Genomic DNA, 22,211 nt, shown 5'->3' with positions numbered 1-22,211 from the left:
GACCGCCAGTCTGCGTGGCCGGCTGTCGCGTTGGCTGGCGCTGCAGACCATGCTGGGCCTGGGGCTGGTGTGTGCGGCGGTTTATGTGGTCATCGCGCTCACGCTGTCGCAACGGCAGGACGACACGCTGACGCAGAAGCAGGCTGCGGTGGAGCACCTGCTCACTGAGGGGCGCGGTGCCCATGACTTGGCTGGCGTGCGTCACCTGCTGAAGGACTTTCTGGCCGGGCATGACGAGCTGTCTCTGCGCCTGGTCAATGGCGAGGGCCAGAGCATCTTCGAAACCGCTGCGCGCCAACCACCCCTGGCCGACAGCAAGCGCAGGGTCTTCGACATTCGTCTGCCGCCGGATGCGGGAGGCTCGGCCCACGCCGTGCTGGTGCTTGACAGACGTACCGACGAGGCCTTGCTGGCCCGGCTGGCCTGGACGCTGACACTGGCAGCGCTGGCGGGTGCACTGGCGGTGTCCGTCGGGGGCTTCATGCTGGTCCGCCTTGGCTTGGCCCCCTTGCACAAGCTGGTGGCGCAGACCCGGCAGGTGACGGCGACAGACCTGGAGCGTCGCCTTGACGGCGCCGGACAGGCCGACGAGCTGCAACCGCTGATCCGGCAGTTCAATGAGCTGCTGGATCGCCTCTCGGTGGCCTACAAGCAGATGGAGGCTTTCAATGCCGATGTGGCCCACGAGCTGAACACGCCGCTGGCCACGCTGATCAGCAGTTGCGAACTGGCCCTGCGCAAGCCGCGAAACCCGGAGGAACTGCGCGAAGCGCTGGGATCGAATCTCGAAGACTTGCACCGCCTGGCCAGCATCGTCGGCGACATGCTCTTTCTTTCCAGCGCCGACCGAGGTGTGCCGGCCCGACGCGCCTGGACGCTCAGCCTGGGAATGCTGGCCGTGGAGGTCCTAGAGTTCCACGAGGCGGCGCTGCTCGATACGGGGCTCAGGGCCGAAGTGTTAGGAGACGCCGCAGCCGCGGTGGATGTCCGGCTGCTGCGACGCGCGCTCTCCAATCTTCTGGGCAATGCCACCCGATACGCATCTGCCGGCTCAGCTGTGCTGATTCATATCGAGCGCCAGCAGGCCGGCGGCGTGCGCATCACCGTGCAAAACGAGGGACCGACGATTGAAGCAGAGCATCTGCCCAGGCTCTTCGACAGGTTCTACAGGGCCGACCCCTCCCGCAGCCACGCGGACCGCAACCATGGCCTGGGACTGTCCATCGTCGCGGCCATCGCGCGCATGCATGGCGGCCATGCTTTCGCGGAGTCAGCGGATGGCGTGACCCGCATCGGACTGGTCCTGCTCGACAACGAGGACACTTCCCGGCCCGGTTGATTGGGCCGGAGCCGGAGCAGCTTGGCGGATGCCAGCGACGTTGCCGTTCATCCGCTGGCGGATGACGTTCTGGAACAGCAAGCGTTTGAGGCCCCTCACGTTGACACCATGGCGGGCGTAGAACTCGTCGGGACTGTCGAACACGCCGAAGTCCTGGTTGATGCCATCCTTCTGAATGAAGGTGTCACCGCCGTTCCAGTCGACTTGCGGGCATTGCAAGTCTGGCGTGGCCGCACCGTAGCCGCAGAATGCGCCGCGGTGCCCGGCGAAGCGCAGTTGCAACGCCCCCAGGTAGGCCTTGTCCAGGATGAAGCCTTCCAGCCGGGCCCAGCGTTCACCAGTCCAGACCTCGACCCAGCTGTGGATGATGTTGCGCGGCGCCAGCCAGTACGCCAGCCCGGTGATAGCGCCGCGCTGCAACTGCTTGTCAATGGTGAAACCATGGAAGCGGCAGGGAATGCCCAGCGCGCGCAGCAGGGCCATCATCAGCGTGCTCTTGGTGTTGCACTGGCCGTATCCATCGGCGAGTACCTCGGAGGCCTTGAGGTCGTCGTCGCGGTTGTAGCCGAACGCGATTTCGTCGCGGACAAAGGCATAGGCTGCGGCGATACGCCCGTGCTCGGTCAGTTGCTGCCAGCCGCGCCCTTGTACCAAGGCAGCCATGCTCGGGTGGCTGAAGTCGAGCAAGCCGGTCGCGGCCAGTGCGCGCATCCGCTCAGCGCCCGCCGGGGCAAGCGCGGGAAGCTCGGGAATGTCGATCACGAGGGCTCCTTGCTGCGCAGCAATCGCAGGCCGTTGAATACCACCAGCAAGCTGGCGCCCATGTCCGCGAAGACCGCCATCCACATGCTGGCATTGCCGAACACCGCAGCAACCAGGAAGATCGCCTTGATCCCCAGGGCCAGGCTGATGTTCTGCCAGAGCACCGCATGCGTGCGGCGCGACAGGCGGATGGTCTCGGGCAGGCGCTGCAGGTCGTCGTTCATGACCACCACATCGGCGGCTTCCATCGCCGTGTGGGTGCCGGCGCCGCCCATCGCAAAACCGATGTCGGCCTTGGCCAGCGCCGGTGCGTCGTTGACACCGTCGCCGGTCATCGCCGTGGGGCCGTAGCGGGTCTGCATCTCGCCGATGGCGTTGAGCTTGTCCTGCGGTAACAGATTGCCACGCACCTGCTCAATGCCCGCCTCGCGGGCGATGGCCTCGGCCGTGGCCTGGTTGTCGCCGGTCAGCATCACCGGCGTCACGCCCAAAGCCAACAACTCGGCGACGGCGGCCTGCGACGACGGCTTGATCGTGTCGGCCACCGCGAACAGGGCCAGCACGCCGGCATCGTCGGCCAGCATCGTGACGGTGCGACCGGCCTGCTCATGCTGCTTCAGCAGCGCCTCGATGGCCGGCGAGCACTGGTCGCGTTCCTCGACCCAGCGGTGATTGCCCAGCACATAGGACACCTGGTCCAGCCGCGCCTGCACCCCACGGCCGACGACGGCCTCGAACCCATCCACTTCGCCTGCGCTGGCTTCCGTTGCCAGGCCGGCGGCGATCGCCTTGGAGACCGGATGGTCGGAGCGGCCGGCAATGCTCAGCGCTGCGCGCGCGACCACGGCGCGGTCGGTACCGTCGCGCACGATCTGAACATCCACGAGCTTGGGCTTGCCTTCAGTAATGGTGCCGGTCTTGTCCAGGGCAACGGCCTTGAGGGTCCGAGCCTGCTCCAGATAGACGCCCCCCTTGACCAGGATGCCGCGCCGGGCGGCGGCCGCAAGGCCGCTCACCACCGTCACCGGGGTCGAGATCACCAGGGCGCAGGGACAGGCGATGACCAGGAGCACCAGGGCCTTATAGACGGCCTCCATCCAGGTCCAGCCCATCAACCAAGGCATCAGCAAGGCGACACCCAAGGCGAGCACGAACACGCCCGGCGTGTAGATGGCGGCGAAACGATCGACAAAGCGCTGGGTGGGCGCACGGGTGGCCTGCGCCTCCTCAACCGCATGGATGATGCGCGCCAAGGTACTGTCGGTCGCCAATGCGGTCACCCGGAACTCCAGGGCTGCATTCTGGTTGATGGTGCCGGCAAAGACCTCGTCACCGACACCTTTGTCGACAGGGACGCTCTCGCCGGTGACCGGCGCCTGGTCAATGGCGCTGGCACCAGCGGTCACCATGCCATCCAATGGAACGCGTTCACCGGGGCGCAGGCGCACGATGGCACCGACCTCCACGGCGGCGGTCGGCATGCGCTGCCACTGACCATCCGCCTGCTGCACCTCGGCATCCTGAGGCGCCAGATCCAGCAAGCTCTTGATGGCGTTGCGGGCCCGGTCCACGGCCCGGGCCTCGATCAGTTCGGCAATGGCATAGAGGGCCATCACCATGGCAGCTTCCGGCCATTGGCCGATCACGAAGGCGCCGGTCACCGCCACGGTCATCAGCGCATTGATGTTCAAGCGCCCCGCCTTGAGAGCCAGCAGCCCCTTTTGATAGGTACCGAATCCGGCCAGGTAGATGGCCAGAACCGCCAGCAGCATCTGCACGCCCTTGAGCAAGGCCGTCTCCGGCGCAAAGAAGGCCACGGCCTCGGCGGCAATGGCGAAGGCCAGGGCGCCGATCAGACGGGGCAAGCCCGATTCCACATGCGCATGATCATGATCGACACCTTGCTCGCGCCCGCCCGCGGCCTCGGCCGTCGGCTCGGTCAGAAGTTGCGGTTTGTAGCCAATGCGCTCGATCGCTGCAATCGCAGCCGTCAGATCGGCCGGTTCGGCGGCCAGCGAGACCGTCCGTTGCCCCAGGTCAAAGCGCAGTTGCTTCACACCAGCAATGGGCTCCAGGGCGCGGCGGATCTCAGACTCCTCGGACGAGCAGTCCATATTGGCGATGCGGTAGCGATGCAGCCCGGCTTGTGCAGGCGTTGGCGCTGGCATAGACGGTGCGGGTGCCGGAGTGATCGAGACCGACCCGCAGACCGAGCCGCAACAAGAAGCCGCCGGTGTGTCGTCGGGAGCGGGAGAGGTGTGCAGGGTCTTGTCCATGGCTGAATTAAAAACCCTGTAGTCGGTGTAGAGTCAAGCGCAAGCGCACAAATTCGAGCCAAACCATGAAAATCGGTGAACTGGCGGTGGCGACAGCCACGCAGATCGAGACGATCCGCTTCTACGAACGCGAAGGGCTGATCCCGACGCCTGGGCGCAGCACGGGCAACTACCGTTTGTACGACGACAGCCATGTGCAACGACTGATCTTCATCCGGCGCTGTCGGGGCTTGGACATGGCGCTGGACGAGATTCGCACGCTGCTGCGCTTCACCGACCGCCCTGGAGCCGACTGCGGCGAGGTGAACCAGGTGCTGGACGACCACATCGGGCATGTGGCGGCGCGGATCAAGGAGTTGCGTGCGCTGGAGACAGAACTCAGGAATTTGCGTTCCCGTTGTCAGTCCACCAGCCCCGGACAGGCCTGTGCGATCCTGCAAGAGCTGAATCACCCGCAGGCCGGCCAACTGGCACCGCTGCCTGCGTCTGAGGTTCATACCCATGTGGGGGCGGTACACCGGCGCAAAGCCGGCACCCATGCATGAGATTGGTCCGGGCTGATGCGATGGAGATCAGTTGCGCTCGCCATCATTGCGCGCGACATAGACCTTCAGCGGCTTGCTGCTGAAGCCTGCCGGGGCAATGGCCTGCAGGTCCACCACACGGTGGCCGACCACGTCGAATTTCCAGCTGAAGCTCTTGTCGCCATTGCGGAAAGTGACAGTTTCGCCGCAATCGATGTTGAGTGTGTTCGCGGTGCCGACATCGACGACCCTGGCGGTTTGCGATGCGGAGGCAACGGCGCCATAGACAGACTTGCCATTGGCCAGAGTAGAGGTATTCATGGCAGCGCTCGCCACGGTTGCCGACAAGGCCAAGCCGAGAGCGAGGGCAGCGTGGGTGAAGGAACGGTTCATGTTTGACTCCTGACTAGTTAAGACGATCGGCACATCGTTGTGATGTGCTTCAGCGATTCATCTTGACCATGACTTTAGGAGTCAACCTCCGACGGCAAGCACACGGCTTGATTACATCTTTGTCATGACACAGTGGGGGCCGCGGCGATCCGGCTGCGTCCGCAGTACCTTCGAAAGCGGTCATCGCAGCTGACATGTCAACAGAACAGCCGATGACGGCTTCTTGGCCCGGACCGTGAACGCGGTGACCTGCCTTGGATGACGGCAGCCGCTGCCGTGGCGACCGTGAACCGTGGAGTTGTATTTCGGCTTTGGGCACTTTGCTGACAGCCAACGTAGCCGAGCGAGCGGCAGCAACCGCTGCTGAGCCGAAATCCACAGGCCTTTGGAAACAGAATGGGTACCGACCTTGGTTCAGATTTTGGGCTGATTCGCGCTACAAGACGGTCGTTGAGGCTCAACAGGGCCGCCGGCGTAAATTAGGTCTTCAACTGCAAATGTCTGGAACCGAGGAAACGGCCAGTATGGCGGCGCCATGTTGAGGGTCACGAATGCACCTGAACGCGCCACCTCTACGCACGGATATTCAGGCTTCCGCCCTCGAACAAGATAGATTCGCCGAGTCCTGCTCATGCATTGAGTTTCGTCCGTCCGCGCACGATTTCAATACGGTCGCCCGAACCCGAGGACAGCGCCGCCCTCGTTAACCGAAAACGGTCGGCAAGAGGGTGCCGAGTGTCAAGTCACGCGCTAGTGAAAGTCCCTGCTCGTCGTCTCCATCTCCTCCAGCTGCGCAATCAAGTCTTCAAGCTTGCCCGCAATGAGGCTGCACGCGCCATCCTGCCGCTGCTACGTCCCATGCACCGCCAGTAGCCTTGGCCGATCAGGTGCAACGACTTGTGCAACGCAGTCAGCATAGCCAGTGCGAGCACAGTGCCTGCCCAGGGGCAGGCTGCGCGTTTTGCGACGGGGAGGGCGAACTGGAGTCGACCATAGACGGGTCGTCCCAGAGGGCGGGCGGGTGCATGGGCTTGCAAGAAGTACTGTATGAACGTACAGTTTATGCAAGCCGTTGAATTATGCAGCTGAAGGCGGCCATCAATCCGAGGAGTGCGAGATGTTGCTCAATATGAATGATCCGGAAAGCATCCTGCGTTGGTGGCGGGTCTGGCCCGAGCGGCATGATGCCTACCTGGAGCACGTGCTCAAGTCGAGCCCGGAGTTCGCCCCCAGCATCAGGGTGGCACAGAGCCGCATTGCATCGAGCGCAGAACTCAGCGGGCTGCTCGCCAGTTCAGTGAGTGAGCGGCGAGAGCGTGTGGCGGCGATGGCGCTGGAAAAAATGAGCTCATCGGCGTACGAACTCCGGCGCGCGGCATTTGCCTGAGACAGTGCTGCTCTGGCGCCACCGGGCGCCACGGTTGACGTGGCCTGAAAGTTTGCAGTTGCTGAGCATTGATGCGTCAGCTTTGGGCCTCGCGGGACGACTGCAGGGGCCCTTTTTTGCACCTGATTAGCAAGCTGGCTCAGCAAAACCTAGAAATCGAGCGCCTTTCGAGCGCCTGAAATTTGCGACTTCATGGAAAGCCCTCTGGCGGAAACGTAGCCCCAGCAGTCGAAGCTTTTTCAAAGCTGAGCTTCATTGCCAATCAGGTTTTTGCAGGCTTGACCGGCAGCGCTCGGTCAAGGAGTCCCTCGGCACTCATGGCTCCTTGAAGGCGTCGCGCCCCAGCGTACTATTGCTCGCCGCTGCCTGGCGGTGCCATTGAGATACGCATGACTGAAGTGGATGTTGGAAGTCTTTCTTACGCAGAGATGGTTGCTCTGCGGGCAAAGCTGGACAGTGAGATTCAGGATAAGCGTGGCGAGGAGCTGAAGGTCTTGGCCGATGGGTTTGCCAGAAAGGTTCAAGCGGCCGGGTTCTCGGTCGCAGAAGCGGTGGAAGCTTTGCAGCCCTATGTAGATCCGGCAAGCCCTGGCAAGCGCGCTGCTCAGAACGCAACACTGAAGGTTCTCTACCGCGATCCGGCGGACCCAGCGAACACATGGAGCGGCCGCGGGCGAGCGGCAAGGTGGCTGGCCGACTACGAAGCCCAAGGGCGCAAGCGGGACGAGTTCAGGGTTGCGAGCACTTGAGGGACGAGGCCAAGCACACACTGCGCATGGGGTAGATGCGCTGGGCAATGGTCCAATGTGCGGTCATTGCAACAGCCCCTTCGTCTCCGCGTGCGCTTTCTTGTCTCCCAAACCTTCTCGTCTCTGGCAATTGTCTGCCTTGCTGCGTGGCATGTGCCCGCGAGCGCACGCTCGCTCGCCCAGGAGGTCTCCCAATTGCCGACCTCGTTTGCGCACTGCCCACAGTTCTTTGTGCAGCGGCAACCGCCTGCCGTTCCTCGCGGGCCCCGTCTTCGTGAGCTTTGCTATGACGGCTTCGCAGTGCTGCACAGCGGCGATAGGAAAACACCGGTCTATGTTGCCCACCGGCTGAACAAGCACGCTCTGAGCGGCATCAAGCGGCAAAGGTCCGACCGGTTCTTTGCGGATGCACGGTTGCCGCGTGCGGAGCGGGCCGAACTCGACGACTACAAGCGATCCGGCTACTCGCGCGGCCACATGGCACCCTCCGGCGACATGGTCACGGAAGAAGCGCTTGCCCAGTCCTTCTCGCTGGCCAACATGGTGCCCCAGTCGATACGACACAACTCGGGGCCCTGGTCCAAGATTGAGCAGGACACGCGCAAGTATGTGCAGCGTGCCAAGGGGGATGTCTATTTGATTACCGGCCCGGTGTTCGATTCAAGCAGCCCGCGGATCGGCGCCAACGGAGTGAGCGTTCCCAGCCATGTGTTTAAGCTGGTGTACGACAGCGACTCACGCCAGGCCTGGGCTCACTGGCAACGAAACAGGGATGATGAAGTCGCATCGAGGCCGATCAGCTATTCAGAGTTGGTGCGACGTACAGGTATCGAGTGGCTGCCGGTCGGGGCAACAAAGCCCTGAGTTCGAGTCCAGGGCGAGCGCGTGTTTTGACGCGCGCGCCCAGTACCCGAAGGGATGGATATGGCCGCTTCTGGCCTAGCGTTCGCGGGCGAGCAGCTGAGCGCGCTGGCTTTTGGGCCTATGCCACGGCAGGATGATGCATGGTCACCTCGTGAGAGGCTGCGCAGGTCGCCTCCCACTCTTCCCAGGTGGACTCCACGACCTCCAGACCTGCTATAGGTTGAACGTCGCTGGCGTGCTGGCCAGGCCGTCGGAGCTTTGCCAGCACCCGGCCAGCGATCTGACCCATGGACAGGCGTGCGGAAGGGACGTTTGTTTGAAAGCGTTGCATGGCGGTCTCCGTTGGCGTGGATGCAACTTTCGTCCACTGCGGACCGAACTTCTATCCCGCCTGGGTGGGCCTACCTTTGGGGGAGGCTATACGAGCGCACCAGCTTTCGGCAAATGTCCCGCCTCGACAATCGCTGTCTGTTCTAGGCTGGTTCCCGAAGTTCGGATCGCGGCGTTGAACGGCAGCACCGGCCGAAAGCGGTCCTTCGAAAGGTGTCAGCCCGAATGACCGCTCTGGGCAAAAACCTCTGCTCATCCTTAGTTTTGTGGATAAGCGCTGACGGTCCCAACACGGGGCCCACCAACGACCGCTTGGGCCTGCGGCCAACCTCAGCTATCGACCCAAAACGGCCAGTCACTCAATCAGCCCCTCAAAGGCAAGCATTAGATGCGAGCTGTCATACAACGCAAATGACCAATGACAGGACGTCGGCCTGACCAGCCACTGGACACCAAGGTGTTGAACGAGAGCAATGGTTCGCGCTGCCGCCGTTCAAACGCATATGGAAGCTCCTGTTTTCAAAAATCATGACGGAGGGAAACACACATTGACGAATGCATGTAATCATGTTTACACTCAATTTCGGCTGTATTTGACTGCGTGGTGAGAGTTCCACGTAGTTCGATATCGTCAGTGTCGTTAACCGGCGCAATCGAAAAGCGATGAAGTCATGGTTCAAAGGAATCCCGCATGACAAGGCAGCAATCAAACGGCTTCACCCTGATGGAAATTCTGGTGACGGTGGCGGTCATCGGCATTCTGGCGACAATCGCTTACCCGGTCTACCAGAACTATGTCACCCGTTCTCGCGTAGCTGAGGCCCTGGTGTTCGCCGATGCCGCCCGCACCCGGGTGGAAGTTGCGCTGGCCAACGGAGCACAACCGGCGACCGATCTGCTCGACAGCGGCGGCAAAAAGGTCGACATGATGACCGCACTGACGTGGAACCCGGGCAAGCCGGGCGCAGGCCTTGTGGGATACGTTCTTGCCGAGATGGACCTGCCCGGCCTCGGCCAGCGCAAGGTACTGGCGCTGGAGAAGCGCAGCAATGGCGACTGGCACTGCGTCGGCGCGGCACCCTATGCCGGTGCCGGGCAGGCGCTGGAAGTCGACAAACTACCGCCCAGCTGCCGCGACGGTGGCGCTGCACTGGCGAAAAGCGCGCCGCCTGCCACCAGTTGCCCTGCCGGTCAGGTAATGACGACGGCCACGGACAGCACCGGCACCTCCCGTCAAGTCTGCGCGCCACCACCAGCTCCAGCTCCAGCTCCAGCTCCAGCTCCAGCTCCAGCTCCAGCTCCGGCAGCGACTCCCGCACCAGCTCCGGCAGCGACTCCAGCTCCAGCTCCAGCGGCGACTCCCACACCAGCTCCGGCAGCGACGCCAGCACCGCGTCCGCAGCCAGGTCCCCAGGCACAAAAACCGACCATGGCCAATAACCCCTGCGCCCCGGGTGGCATCTGGGTACCTGACACCCCGCGGGTCAAGGATAAGTATGGACTAGATATGAGGCAGGCAGATCCTGACTTCAGCAAGGGGCCTGTCAGCGGCAGATGTGCCAATGTCGGTACTCGTCCAGCCGATTACTACGCCGATGTTCAATGCCACCAATGCACCGGCCCCGCACAAATTTGTGAGCAGATTCACTTTCCCACGACATGCAAGTGGCCGAACAACGTCTGCGGAATGCACATCACCAATCATCTGGATGGAACCAAGACCGTTATCCGCGGCTGTGCGAGCAACGAATTTAGTTACAGAGAGTGGTATCTAGGGACGTCCGATGAGGACAAGTGTGATGTCATCAAAAATAATGTGCATGTCGATTTCCAATGCTCCTTTGCGTGCACGAAAAAAGATTGCAACAGTGGTTTGAGACCGCCTGAAGATTCGCTTTGGCACCGAACAATGGATAACGACAAATGGGCTGAATATTAGCCGCTGAGGATGTCCACGTGAGCTCTCCGGACGACGATCTTGAGGCCTTGGGTCGGCTGGCCAGCGGGCGCCGGCTTGACGCGGGCAAGGGCGAGGGCAAACGTCGTCAGCCCGTGAAGCCCGACCGGGCGGGTGCGGCAGCCGAAAGCCTGGACGACATCGTGTCCGGGTTGGCGCAAGGACGCTCGGCCCCAGCGAGCCGGCCAACGGGGCAACACAGTGCCAAGGCGCCTGAACCCGTCGAGTCTCTGGAGCAGTTGCTGCCCGCACGTTCGGCAGAGCGGCGGCAAACCCAGCCCACCCGGCGCACGCCGGCGGCGGCAGTGTCGGCCGATGCCGAGAGCATCGAAAGCCTGGTTTTCTCGGGGGCGACCGGCAAGGTGCAGCCTTCCCACCAGCCTACGGTTGCGAAACGGGTCGCCCAGAAACCGATCGACCCGCCCGTCGACGAACTTGAGACTCTGCTGCGAGTGGCTGAAGAACCTGTCAGCCCTTCCCGTTTCCACCTGCCGCTGGGACAGATCATGCTTGCCGCGCTGTTGGCAGTGGTCGTGGCCTTTGCCATCTACCAGAACCAGCCGCGCAAAGCGAGCGCGCCCGACACGCTGGCCGGCCAGGTGGCGCAGCTCGCGTCGGCGGTGGATGTCTATTACGAAAAGAACAGAAGCCTTCCCCGGACCCTCGGCGAGCTGGAGGCGTTTCCCAAGAATGCCATCGAGTGGCCCATTGACCAGTATGGCGTGCGCTTGCTTGATCAAAGCACGGAGTATTTCTTTGACGGCACGTCGGGTTACGACTACGTCATCGTTGGCCGTCAGGGCGAGGAAGCCTGGGCCTTTGCCAAAGGGCAAACACCTGAGCCCGTGAAGGTTCCGGCACACTGACCCGATGCTGAATCAAAAGGACTCCCTCAAGGCGGAGGTGCTTCAGGCGGCCAGGATGCTCTTCATGGAACATGGCTACGAGGCGGTCGGCATGCGCGATATTGCCGGGGCCGTAGGCAAGCAGCCGCTGCAGTTGTATCGACTCAAGCTGTCGAAGGCTGACATCCTGGCCGAGGTGATCATTGCGTTGAACCAGGAGCAGATCGCGCAGCTGCCGGATTTGTGCAACCGCGTGCAGGGAGAGTCCTTGCATGAACGCTGTTGCGCATACCTGCGCGAACTCTATGCAATTGACATTCACAACCTGCCGATTCGTTCGGTCGGTGCCGCTTTCGGGTGGATGTGGAACACCCGCTACGAGCAACAGATCGTCGCCCAGGTCATGCAACTGTTGCAGCCGATCATCGACTGGATGAAAGCGGCCGGGCTGCAAGGAATCGAAGCTCGAGCGCATGGCATCTGGTCAATTTACTACGTGGGCTACAGGCGGGCAGTCCTTCATGGAGGCACTGCCGAGGAATGCATTGGGGAAATTTCCCCCGTGCTAGAAATTCTGCTTGGAGAGAAGTCGACGTGAAATCCTTGCCAAACTGGCCGGCCATGATGGCTGCGATTGCCGCCTGCCTCCTGATCGCCGGGTGCTCGACAGTTCGTTACGAATATTTCCCGCAGGCCAGCGAGCAGGGCCGGATGTGCATCACGCAGCGCCAGGGCATTCGCGAGGTGTGCTGAGGTAACGAAATCAATCGTATGCAATCTGAGTGCTATGCCTGTGTACAGCGCAGCGAGAATGTGTTCCGGATTGGCTGCGTAATGCCAATAACCGGGACGAGGCCAAAAGTGCTATCAACTCGCTTGCAACGTTTATGAGAACACTCGGCACTGCGACGAGGATTTTCGGCAGTGCTTCGTCGGCTGCGGCGGCACCATCAATGTCATCAAAGAGGAATAGAGGAGAGGCACCATGAGAGTTTTTGCCCTGATTTCGCTGTTGACCGTAACAGTCTCGGCGCATGCCGCCGGCCTCGACTACTACAAGGAAGGTGCCATCTGTGACAGGAAGGCCGGTTTCTGTGCCGACCGGATGGGGGTTTCGCTGGCACTGACCAAGATGTACCTGGGCGGAAAAGCCGAGCAGAAGTTGATGGACCAGATCAACAAGGTGGGTTCGGAATACTTCAATCCGACGATATTCACCATGAGTGGTGGTCTGACCTGCGACACGAAGCTAAAGACCTGCTGGACCAACCGCTATGACAAGAAGGTGGATGTCAAGGCAACCCAAACCCTGTTCGGCAAATAAGCCTCTGACAGCCAAACCACACACCGGGAGTACACAAATTGTCTGAAACCAGCCATTGGCTCGAAAAAGCCGCCCGGACGCAGTATCCAGGTGTTGTCATCCCGCCGGGCGTGGAGGTATCCCCGGTCTTGAGCGAAGCCTGGCGGCAGGTGGCTGCCATTTTCCAGATCAGCCCTGCGGAACTGGCTTCATGTGTTGCTCAGGCGTTCGGCCTGCAACTCGGCAGCATTGCGGAATTTCAGCCTGGCGACGTCACCGTACTTCCGGAACGACTCTGCCGCGAAATGCGCATTGTCCAACTGTGGCTGGACGAGAAAACCGCGTGCATCGGCATTGCCGATCCCAGGCTCTCGGAAGATCAGTGGAGTAGCCTGCGCTTTGTCCTTAGGCGCACTGTCCAACTGGCCGTCCTGCCGCCGGACGACATTGACACTTGCCTGACCCGCCAGTTCTCCGCATCGGGTGACGGGCGTTTCGACAGGACGCACGTCATCGATCTTTTAGCGGGAACGCAGGCCAACGAAACCTCGAAAGTCGTCAAGCTGGCCTGTGCTCTTCTACGCAAGGCGATCGACAGCAATACGTCAGATGTTCATGTCCATCCTTTCGTCGGCGGCGGCGTGGTCCGCTTTCGCATCGACGGGCAACTGCGGCGCATCACGACCCTTCCCATGGAGACCCTGCAGGCCCTCTCGCGCTACTTCAAGGCGCAGGCGGGACTTGAGCCCAATCCGCTCAAGCCACAGGATGGCCGACTGCGGCTGGCCTACGGCCGACGTGAAATCGATGTCCGCCTGTCCATTCTGCCGGCCTATGACGGAGACCGGATCGTCTGTCGACTGCTCGACCAGAGCCGCAACTTTTCGTTGCAGCAGAGCCGTTTCTCGACCGGCGATCAGCAAGCCCTGCGCCGCATGACGAACAACAGTGCGGGCATCGTGCTGCTGACCGGACCCACGGGCTCGGGCAAGACCTCGACGCTCTATGCCTTGCTCGCCGAGTTGAACATGGTCGACTTCAACATCATGACCATCGAGGATCCGGTCGAATACGTCCTGCCGGGCATCTCTCAGGTCCAGGTCAATGAAAAGCAGGGCCTGTCCTTCGCCGATGCCTTGCGTTCCATCTTGCGGCAGGACCCGGACATCGTTCTGGTCGGTGAAATCCGTGACGGTGAAACGGCGCGCATCGCCGCGCAAGCGGCGCTGACCGGCCATCTCGTCCTGTCCACCCTTCACACCAATGATGCCCTAGGTACTTTGCCGCGCCTTCTCGATTTGGGATTGGATCGCAGCGTTCTCGCCGATGCACTGATGGGTGCGGTGTCGCAGCGGCTGGTTCGGCGTTTGTGCGAGACCTGCCGCCAACCGGCGCAAGCACCGTACTTGCCCGGCGAAGCCGAGTTTCACCGCCTGACCGGCGAATTTCCTTCCTATCGCCCCGGTGGGTGCCAGGCATGCAGTTTCACCGGCTACAAGGGGCGACTGCCGATCATCGAAAGCGTGGAAATCTCGCCCGCCCTGCGCCAGGCGATCGTCACTGGTGAGCAACGGGTCAATGAACTCAAGCGCATCGCCGGTGGTCAGCGGCGTTCCATGGCCGCCAGCGCCAAAGACTGGATCGTCTCAGGCCAGACCACCCCGTCCGAGGTGCAGTATGTGCTGGGCATCAGCTTCTGGCGAGAACTGGCCGAGGAGCACGGATTCAGTCCCGAGACACTCAGTGCCAACCTGGCGCAGGTCGCGCGGCCCGGCCAACGCATGAAGATTCTTGTCCTGTCGAAGGAAAAATCGCTGGGCAACAGGTTGACGACTGGGCTGAGCTACGCCGTCGAGACGGTCGATGGCGAAGAAGCGGCAAATGACTATCTGCAACGACAGCACGACGTGATTGGCCTGGTCATCGATACCGCACTGGCCGAAGATCCTCCGGAAAGCTGGCTGACCCGCCTGCGCACCAGGCTGGCGTGGAGCGGGCTGCCCACGCTCTTCGTGACCCGCCCTGAACAGACGGCCCTGAGAGCCCTGCTTGACCAGTTCGCTGCCCCCTGCGTTGAAATGGATGAGCAACAGCCGCAGGCCATGCAGGAGGCGCTGACCCGGGTTCTGCAGGGGCAACACTGATTTGCCAGGTGCTCCGATCGAGAGCCTGCAGTAGAGCCATTGCAAAGATGAGAGTCTGTTGTTGGTCGGGGCTGGCTGTCGCTCGAAGTGGTGAGCCTGACTCGACGCCTGAACCACAGGTAACCCGGGAATTGCCGCCTGCCGGCGAGCTCGGGTCCGCTGTAAGCTTTGACCGAGTAGTTTGAATTGGTGTTCCGAAGGGTTTTAGAGCACAGCAGTCATTCAAGTGACGGCTATCTTGAGAACACGAACTTCCGCTCCTGGCCGACAGCTGCATCTCGCGGCACCACCGCATAGTTGACCTTCAGCGCCCGCAACAGCTGCAGGCCAGAGTTGATGTAAGACAAGGACGCCATTCGCGCGACGGCGCATCTTGTCAGGCCCTCAACTCGATGGGAGACCATCATGGGATCTGCAGCCAATGCGGCTCATCGCGAGCCATGGAACAAGGGCAAGATCGTCGGCCAGAAGGCACCGTTCAAGCTCAAGGACATCTGGGCGCTCCGCGTACGCCTTCAAATGGAAGACCGAGTCCGGGAACTTGCTCTCTTCAACCTGGGCATTGACAGCAAGCTACGAGGTTGCGACCTCGTCAGCCTGAAGGTCCGGGACGTTTGCCACGGAGACCAAGTCGCATCCCGCGCCATGGTGATGCAGCACAAAACCCAGCGCCCGGTGCAATTTGAAATCACACCGGGTACTCGCGACGCGCTGTACAAGTGGATCAAGTTGGCGGGGTTGAAGTCTGACGACTTCCTGTTCCCCAGCCGCATCCATGACTCTCCGCACCTGGGCACGCGACAGTACGCGCGGATCCTCGAAGGCTGGGTGCAGGAACTCGGCCTGGATCCCGCTGACTACGGCACGCACTCGATGCGGCGGACCAAGGCGACCTTGATCTATCGACGCACGAAGAATCTGCGCGCCGTCCAGCTGTTGCTTGGGCATTCCAAGCTGGAGTCCACAGTGCGATACCTGGGCATCGAGGTCGACGACGCCCTCGAGATATCTGAACAGACTGAAATCTGATTGGGAACCGCTTGGTACCGCTCGGCCGGTCCCGCCGGCTGGGCGGGTTTGCCGCTGTCGGCGCAGTCTGGACGACCGCTTTCAAGCGCATTCGAGAACCTCGGCCGCCGACCAGATCCGGTCATTCAGGCGGCCAGACTGAGTGGCAGCAAAGTGCCCAAAGCGGAAATCCGTCGAATTTCAGCAATAGGCTGATCTGAGCCATTCCTGCATGGTTCTACGAGTGACTGCTCCGGACATAAACGACCTTGCCATGCCGATGGTGCGGACGCCGCCACCGAAACCAGAAGGCCGCGAGCGCTTATGCGCCTGGTCCTCGTATTCGTTGGGGTGGTTCGCCGAGTCTGTGTTCTGGTCGGACGCCGGGTCTCTACCCCGGCGCGCGTCAAGGTAGTTGTCGCCTCAGTCACGCAGCCTGCTGCTGAGTATGAGGAGCGGCGGAGGCCATGTTGACTATGGCCTCGCGCTCGGGGTTGAGGGTCACCGCACCGACCTGCGACCAGTCTCGGGTGTTGCCGGACCAGCGCGCCGGGTGGCGCTGTTTGGCCTGGAGATACAGCGCGTGGCGCGCCGCCAGGATCTCGTGGTCCCGACCGTCATGGCGCTGCGCCGGGCTCACGTAGCCGATGCCACTGTGCCGATGATCGACGTTGTACCAACGCACGAATTCGGCCGCCCAAGCTCTGGCCTCGGCAAGATCGGCGAAGCCCTGGGTCGGGAACTCCGGCCGGTACTTGGCGGTCCGGAACAAGGACTCGGCATAGGCGTTGTCGTCGCTCACGCGGGGCCGCGAGTACGAGGGCTTGATGCCCAGCCAGTTGAGCATGGCCAGCACCGTCGTGGACTTGAGCGTGGAGCCGTTGTCGCCATGCCGCACGGGCCTGGTTTCTCGCGTGGCAATGCCTTCCGCCAGCGCTGTGCGGCGCACCAAATGCACGGCATGGTCGGAGTCATCACGGTCGTGCACCTCGGCCCCCACGATCTTGCGGCTGTACAGGTCCAGGATCAGGTACAGATGGAACCAGCGGCCCGTCACCTGGGCCGGCAGGTAGGTCATGTCCCAGCACCAGACTTGACCGGGGGCGCAGGCGATGTGCGTGGTCGGTGCTCGCGAGGTCTTGGGGGCCTTGGCGCGGCCGCGTCGTGCGTTCTGCCCATGCTCGCGCAGCACGCGGGCCATGCTGGATTCGCTGCCCAGGTAGACGCCCTCATCGGCCAGCATGGGCACGATGCGCGCCGGCGGCACCGACGCGAAGCGCGGCTCGTTGGCCGCGGCCAGCAGCGCGGCGCGCTCGGCCGGGCTCAAGGCATGGCTTGGCAGTGGGCGCACGGCCCGAGGCCGGCCATCGCCTTCGCAGAGCCCCTTGCCGGCCTTCCAGCGCTGCAAGGTGCGCAGCTCGATGCCTGCGATCTCGCAGGCCGGCCGCAGCCGCGCTCCAGCCGCATGCGCGGCGTTGATGTCTCGAGCCAAGGCTTGGCGATCCTCGAGGCCGATCATTCGTCCTCGCCCTTGTTGAAGATCGCCGCGACTTTTTTTGACAGCACCAGCAAGGCGGCCGTCTCGGCCAGCGCCCGGTCCTTGCGCAGCAGGTCGCGTTCGAGCTCCTTGATGCGTTTGCGGTCGGCTCGCGTGGCCTGCGGGCTGGCGCGCGCCTCCTCGGGCGCGGCCAGTGCGGCGGTGCAACTCGCTCGCCACTTGTCCAACTCGGCCGGGTACACGCCATGCTCACGGCACCAGGCGCTCTTGCCCGCTTCGTTCATGGCCGCTGTGATGATCACGGCTTCAAGCCGGGCGCCGGCTGTCCATGTCCGGGCACCCGCAGGTGCAGGCTGCGCCTGTTCACGCCAACGCTCCAGCGTACCCACGCCAATGCCGACATCCCGCGCCACCACTTCCAGCGTCGCGCTCTCCGGCGGCAGCAACCTGGCCACCGCTCTGTTCTTCAATGCTTGTCCGTACCTTGCCACTCTCGTCCTTCATCGCCGCCCCCTGGGTTGAATCAATGGAGGCGACAACTATTCTGACGCGGGGGGTAGTCCCATGGCGATCAAACGACGCAGGTTCTGTTGCGCATCACCGTCTTGAGCCCCAGCCGCGAGTTGGATATTTCCTGTTCGGTGATTTGAGGGCGATTCCTGTCCATAGTCGCAGTGCTGCCCCCAGGCAAGCGGAGATGACGGGTCAGACACTGCATATGCCTGCGGCTGCAAAATGAACACGCGATCCCATTTGCCGCCGTAGCCCTTTCCATCGAACAGTTCAACGAGTAGGTCGGTAAGTTCGCCCCGTCGCCAGCGTGTGCGGAACTTGGCGTCCATTACGAGGGCGCCCACATCGCCGGAGTCTGCAGTGTTGCCCGCCGCACGAGCGGTTGTTCGGGTCTGAGTTGAAGTTACCGGACAGAAGGCAGCGTACTTCCTATTCACGGTCCGGCACTATCTATCTGATGCACAAGAATCCACGTTCTCTCAATTAAATCAATGATTTACTGAATTTCTGTGCTTCATTCCGCTATTGCCGGTGCATGTAACGAGCGGCGCCTTTCCCGACCATTTTGCTGATGCCAGCATGAGGTTCATCGGGAGTGCGGATTTGACGTGGTTCGCAATGCCCATGCCTTGAGAAAATCAAGGCGCTCGCTCTCGGCCAAGACGCCCGCGAACGGAGAACTCGACCTCATTGCTTGCCCCCGTTCTGTGTCCGACGTTGCGACAGCAAGGGCTTCGTCCAATCCTTGGTCGAACACAACAAGCCAAGCCGTTGCGTAGACGTCTGGAGCGCCATTGCTCCGATCTGCCAGCCGCTCGAGATTCTTGCGCACCTTCAAAAACAGAGAGGGGTCCGATCGGATCTTCTGAGCAACGAGATGATGTAGCGCCAAGCTCTTCAGATCAAGATTACGGGGCGAAAACATGACCTTGGAACCTTAACCACGCGCGCCAGATGCTCACTTTGCGGTGAATTGCGGCGGAATCCCGCAATTGCGGTTTCTGTAACTTGTTGAATTCATTGCCCCCTGCATTTGGCCTCCGCATCTCGCCCCCGACGGATACGAGTCAGAGCCGCCATGGCTGATTCGAGCGTTGAAGCTTTTGCACCGCCTTCAAGCAGCAAACGCATGTGCAGTTCAACATTCAGCAGAGGCTGCTGGCCGCGACCACCTGGAGCGCAAGACTCAGTCGTTATGCGCGGACATTGTTTGACTGGCTTCATGGGCAGAAACTAGCACATCCCCCGCTCTTTGACTTGCCATTGAAGGCGGAGTCCTCAGAAGTCCGGTGTAGTCGCGGTTTTTCGGCATGTCCCGATGGTTTCAGAACCATCGAGATCTATCCAGTGCATCAGATAGATATTGCCTCACGGTCACTTGCGTGCAACACCGCCATGGCTGTACAGCACCTTCCAGTCGGCCAGGTCCAAGGCATCGCCCGGTGCGTTCGGTGGCACCCGGTGGAGGTCCCCGGTTGCAGTGACTATCAAATGGCTGAGTGCCGATCGGTTGTTCGGCGACCTTGTCAGCAAGCATGCGACTCTGCGAGAGGCCTCGCTTGACCCGCAACTTCTCTCTAGCGTCAGAAGGTCGATTGCATCAAGAAAGTACCCGCCATCTGGAATCGGCACCTTCTCAAAATCCTCCGGACTCGCAATCAGTTGCACTAGAGCCTCACTTGCATTGTGGCGGCAGCGGAAGGTGACCAAAAACATGACGCCTTCCACCGCAACTGAAACCGGGGCGCCTATTCGCGAACTGGGCTGAGGCGCTGCGATATCAGCGTCTGGCCAGTTTCCTGGCCCTGCGGCGGTATGTTGCTGCATTAAGTGCTCCGGTTCGTAATTGATAACACATGCAGACTATAGTCGGTTGACTATAGTCTGCATGCCCGGATGATTGCGCTGATGGCGAGAGCGCGAAACGAGGCTGTCATTGACGCCTTTGCAAGGACATTGAAGGAGACCCGCCAGAAACGTGGCATGACTCAGGAGGAACTGGCTAGCCATGCCTTCCTGGATCGCACATTCATTGGTTTGCTCGAATCCGGCAGACGTCAGCCAACGCTCAGCGTCATTTGTGCGATCGCGTATGCACTACATGAAAAACCATCGCAGTTGGTTGATAAAGCGGTAAAGCTTGCCGAGATGGCCAACCTGTCAGAGGGAGAGAACTCGAAGAATGACAAATGAAGCGTTCTCGCGCGTCAAGATAGATGCCCAGCTTCGCGACCAGGGCTGGGAAATCACAAACACGAACGCCGTGCGCTTCGAGTATGTGCTCCCCGACCGCACCAAGGCCGACTATGTGCTGTGCGACCGCAACGGCCGATCTCTCGCTGTCGTTGAGGCCAAGAAGGCAGCCATAAACCCTGCCGAAGCCGAAGACCAAGCGAAGGCTTACGCCGCCCAGCTCAAGGTCCCCTACATTTTCCTGGCCAACGGCAACGAGATCCGCTTTTGGGAGTGGCAGACCGAAGCCTTTCCACGCCCGATCAAGACCTTCTTCTCTCAGGTTGATCTGGAGCGTCGTGCGGCCACCGCCCAGGTCAAGCGAGACCTGCTTTCGGTCGAGATCGACAAGCACATCGTCGAACGCGACTACCAGATCGATTGCATCAACGAGCTTTGCACACAGATCCAGGCCGGACGTCGCAAGCTCCTGGTCGAGATGGCCACCGGCACCGGCAAGACGCGTACGGCCGCGGCCTTCATCAAGCGCTTGTTCGAAGCAGGCGCGATCACCCGCGTGCTTTTCCTCGTTGACCGCATCCCGCTGGCCAAGCAAACCGAAGATGCCTTCGCGGAACACCTCAGCGACTTCCCGGCCTATGTGCTGCGCGCCGGGCGCCGCTTCCAGGACGAGAAGCGCATCACCATCACCACGCTGCAAAGCATGGTGAACATCTACAGTGAATATTCGGCCGGCTACTTCGACCTAGTGATCTCGGACGAGTGCCATCGCTCGATCTACGGCAAGTGGAGCGGCGTGCTCAAGCACTTCGACGGCGTACAGGTCGGCCTCACGGCCACACCGTGCATCGCCGACCCTTCGACCTTTGGCGACGAGGACGACAAGCTCGCCATCCGCGACACCCTGCGCTTCTTCGAGGTCGACCGGCCCACCTTCAGCTACAAAATGAAGGACGCCATCCGGGAAGGCTTCCTCGTGCCGTACCAGATCTACAAGGCCAAGACCGTCAAGACGGCGGCCGAAGGCGGCTTCGAGGTCGCACGTGACGAACTCGACTGGTCGGCGATGGACGCAAACACCAAGTCGGAGTTGGAAGAGCTTTTTGGCGATGCCAAGACCATCACGATCGACCCGGCAGCTCTCGAACGCAAGGTCACCATCCCCGAGCGCAACCGCGCCATGGTGCGCGAGTTCCGTCAGGTCATGGACAACGGTTACGTCGACGCTAAGGGCGTGCTGCGCAAGCCGCTCTTCGGCAAGGTGATCGTCTTCGCCGTCACCAAGCGGCATGCCGAGACCCTGGCCAACATGTTCGACCAGGCCTTTGCCGACAAGAAGCCCTCGCCTGAGGTGCGCTACGCAGACTACGTGGTCTCCGGAACGGGCGCCGACGACACAGTCGACGGCATGACCAAAATCAAACGCTTCAAGAAAGAGCAGTTTCCGCAGATTCTGGTCTCGGTGAACATGCTGGACACAGGCTTCGATTGCCCTGACGTCGTCAGCCTGGTCTTCGCGCGCTTCACCCGCTCGACCATCCTGTACCAACAGATGCGCGGGCGCGGCACCCGCAAGGCGAAAGGCAAGCCGGTGTTCACAATGTTCGACTTCGTCGGCGTCACCGATTACCACGGCGACGACGAAGGAGCCGGCGAAGGCGGCATCGTGGTGGAACGACCGCGCAAGCCCCCTGGTGAGCCACGCAAATTGCTTTCCCTGGATGTCGATGACCATATCGACCCCAATACTCGCGCCTGGGTGACGGTGGACGAGGACGGCAACCTGATCTTTCCTGAAGCCTCCGAGCAGTTGCAGGAACAAGTTGGCTCCCGCTTCGAAGCCTGGATCCTGAGCCGCGAAGGCGAACTCACGCCCGACCAGGAACGCTGGCTGCGCACTGTGGGCAGCCAGCTTCGCGCCAATGCTGACACCTGGGACGAGTTCACAGCCGGGCACTTCGCTTTTCCGCCGTTCACACTGATGGGCGGCCTACCCGAGGCGGTGCGCGTCTTCGGCGGGGCTGATGTGCTCGACGACATCCTCGAGTCGCTCAGCGCCGCCGTGTTCGGCGACGCAGAACCTCCACAACCTGATTCGGGCGCGCAACCGCGCGCGCCATCCTGAC

At 61.7% G+C, this 22,211-nt stretch carries 18 protein-coding genes; 14 read left to right on the top strand and 4 right to left on the bottom strand.

What is annotated here, in order from left to right; genetic code table 11:
- The first annotated feature begins 49 nt into the window (after positions 1–49).
- Positions 50–1,339: a heavy metal sensor histidine kinase gene (locus tag ACQY39_RS18595; protein WP_428508754.1), complete on the top strand. Its 1,290-nt coding sequence runs from the start codon at positions 50–52 to the stop codon at positions 1,337–1,339.
- Here the strand turns inward: ACQY39_RS18595 and ACQY39_RS18590 are convergent.
- Positions 1,271–2,101, bottom strand: a complete 831-nt coding sequence (locus ACQY39_RS18590) for a transglutaminase-like domain-containing protein (protein WP_428508752.1) — start codon at positions 2,099–2,101, stop codon at positions 1,271–1,273. The genes ACQY39_RS18595 and ACQY39_RS18590 overlap by 69 nt on opposite strands.
- Complete coding sequence (locus tag ACQY39_RS18585) at positions 2,098–4,377, bottom strand: heavy metal translocating P-type ATPase (RefSeq protein WP_428508750.1); 2,280 nt, start codon at positions 4,375–4,377, stop codon at positions 2,098–2,100. Before ACQY39_RS18585 ends, ACQY39_RS18590 begins: the two co-directional genes overlap by 4 nt.
- Positions 4,378–4,442: 65 nt before the next feature.
- Between ACQY39_RS18585 and cadR the strand changes: the two genes are divergently transcribed.
- Positions 4,443–4,922, top strand: a complete 480-nt coding sequence (cadR, locus tag ACQY39_RS18580; RefSeq protein WP_428508748.1) for a Cd(II)/Pb(II)-responsive transcriptional regulator — start codon at positions 4,443–4,445, stop codon at positions 4,920–4,922.
- A gap of 27 nt (positions 4,923–4,949) precedes the next feature.
- Here the strand turns inward: cadR and ACQY39_RS18575 are convergent, their stop codons facing one another.
- Positions 4,950–5,294: a CzcE family metal-binding protein gene (locus ACQY39_RS18575; protein WP_428508746.1), complete on the bottom strand. Its 345-nt coding sequence runs from the start codon at positions 5,292–5,294 to the stop codon at positions 4,950–4,952.
- A gap of 1,117 nt (positions 5,295–6,411) precedes the next feature.
- Between ACQY39_RS18575 and ACQY39_RS18570 the strand changes: the two genes are divergently transcribed.
- The 10 genes from ACQY39_RS18570 to ACQY39_RS18525 all read left to right on the top strand — a co-directional run bounded on the left by ACQY39_RS18570 (position 6,412) and on the right by ACQY39_RS18525 (position 15,902).
- Positions 6,412–6,681: a hypothetical protein gene (locus ACQY39_RS18570; protein WP_428508744.1), complete on the top strand. Its 270-nt coding sequence runs from the start codon at positions 6,412–6,414 to the stop codon at positions 6,679–6,681.
- A 389-nt stretch (positions 6,682–7,070) separates the two neighbouring features.
- A complete protein-coding gene (locus ACQY39_RS18565) occupies positions 7,071–7,430 on the top strand; it encodes an H-NS family nucleoid-associated regulatory protein (protein ID WP_428508742.1) in 360 nt (119 codons plus the stop codon).
- A 153-nt stretch (positions 7,431–7,583) separates the two neighbouring features.
- Positions 7,584–8,294 (top strand): DNA/RNA non-specific endonuclease, encoded by a 711-nt coding sequence (locus ACQY39_RS18560; RefSeq protein WP_428510880.1) that lies wholly within the window; start codon positions 7,584–7,586, stop codon positions 8,292–8,294.
- 1,021 nt (positions 8,295–9,315) lie between these two features.
- The gene (locus ACQY39_RS18555; RefSeq protein WP_428508740.1) at positions 9,316–10,563 is read left to right on the top strand and encodes a prepilin-type N-terminal cleavage/methylation domain-containing protein; all 1,248 of its coding nucleotides are present in this window, start codon (positions 9,316–9,318) and stop codon (positions 10,561–10,563) included.
- Between the two features lie 17 nt (positions 10,564–10,580).
- The gene (locus ACQY39_RS18550; RefSeq protein ID WP_428508738.1) at positions 10,581–11,447 is read left to right on the top strand and encodes a hypothetical protein; all 867 of its coding nucleotides are present in this window, start codon (positions 10,581–10,583) and stop codon (positions 11,445–11,447) included.
- A gap of 4 nt (positions 11,448–11,451) precedes the next feature.
- Positions 11,452–12,024 (top strand): TetR/AcrR family transcriptional regulator, encoded by a 573-nt coding sequence (locus tag ACQY39_RS18545; RefSeq protein ID WP_428508736.1) that lies wholly within the window; start codon positions 11,452–11,454, stop codon positions 12,022–12,024.
- A gap of 23 nt (positions 12,025–12,047) precedes the next feature.
- Entirely contained in the window at positions 12,048–12,179 is a 132-nt protein-coding gene (locus ACQY39_RS18540) for a hypothetical protein (protein WP_428508734.1), read from the top strand.
- A gap of 232 nt (positions 12,180–12,411) precedes the next feature.
- Positions 12,412–12,750, top strand: a complete 339-nt coding sequence (locus ACQY39_RS18535) for a YcgJ family protein (protein ID WP_428508732.1) — start codon at positions 12,412–12,414, stop codon at positions 12,748–12,750.
- Positions 12,751–12,788: 38 nt separating this feature from the next.
- Complete coding sequence (locus tag ACQY39_RS18530; protein WP_428508730.1) at positions 12,789–14,873, top strand: GspE/PulE family protein; 2,085 nt, start codon at positions 12,789–12,791, stop codon at positions 14,871–14,873.
- A 405-nt stretch (positions 14,874–15,278) separates the two neighbouring features.
- Positions 15,279–15,902 carry a tyrosine-type recombinase/integrase gene (locus ACQY39_RS18525; RefSeq protein WP_171828952.1) on the top strand — a complete coding sequence of 208 codons (624 nt, stop codon included), beginning with the start codon at positions 15,279–15,281 and terminating at the stop codon, positions 15,900–15,902.
- Positions 15,903–16,308: 406 nt separating this feature from the next.
- Here the strand turns inward: ACQY39_RS18525 and ACQY39_RS18520 are convergent.
- Positions 16,309–17,870 (bottom strand): IS3 family transposase gene (locus ACQY39_RS18520; RefSeq protein WP_428508728.1). Its coding sequence is split into 2 segments (ribosomal slippage): positions 16,309–17,432 and positions 17,432–17,870, totalling 1,563 coding nucleotides; the frame shifts between segments, so codons are not numbered across the junction.
- 1,918 nt (positions 17,871–19,788) lie between these two features.
- Here ACQY39_RS18520 and ACQY39_RS18515 point away from each other — a divergent pair.
- Both ACQY39_RS18515 and ACQY39_RS18510 read left to right on the top strand, forming a co-directional pair.
- On the top strand, positions 19,789–20,085 hold the full coding sequence (locus ACQY39_RS18515) for a helix-turn-helix domain-containing protein (protein ID WP_428508726.1): 297 nt from the start codon (positions 19,789–19,791) through the stop codon (positions 20,083–20,085).
- Positions 20,075–22,210 (top strand): DEAD/DEAH box helicase family protein, encoded by a 2,136-nt coding sequence (locus ACQY39_RS18510; RefSeq protein WP_428508724.1) that lies wholly within the window; start codon positions 20,075–20,077, stop codon positions 22,208–22,210. Before ACQY39_RS18515 ends, ACQY39_RS18510 begins: the two co-directional genes overlap by 11 nt.
- Position 22,211: the final 1 nt, after the last annotated feature.

The sequence above is a fragment of the Roseateles sp. genome (assembly GCF_965262435.1).
Taxonomy (GTDB): domain Bacteria; phylum Pseudomonadota; class Gammaproteobacteria; order Burkholderiales; family Burkholderiaceae_C; genus Paucibacter_A.
Note: the sequence above shows the minus strand (reverse complement) of the source record. Positions and strands in the feature narration are given on the sequence as shown.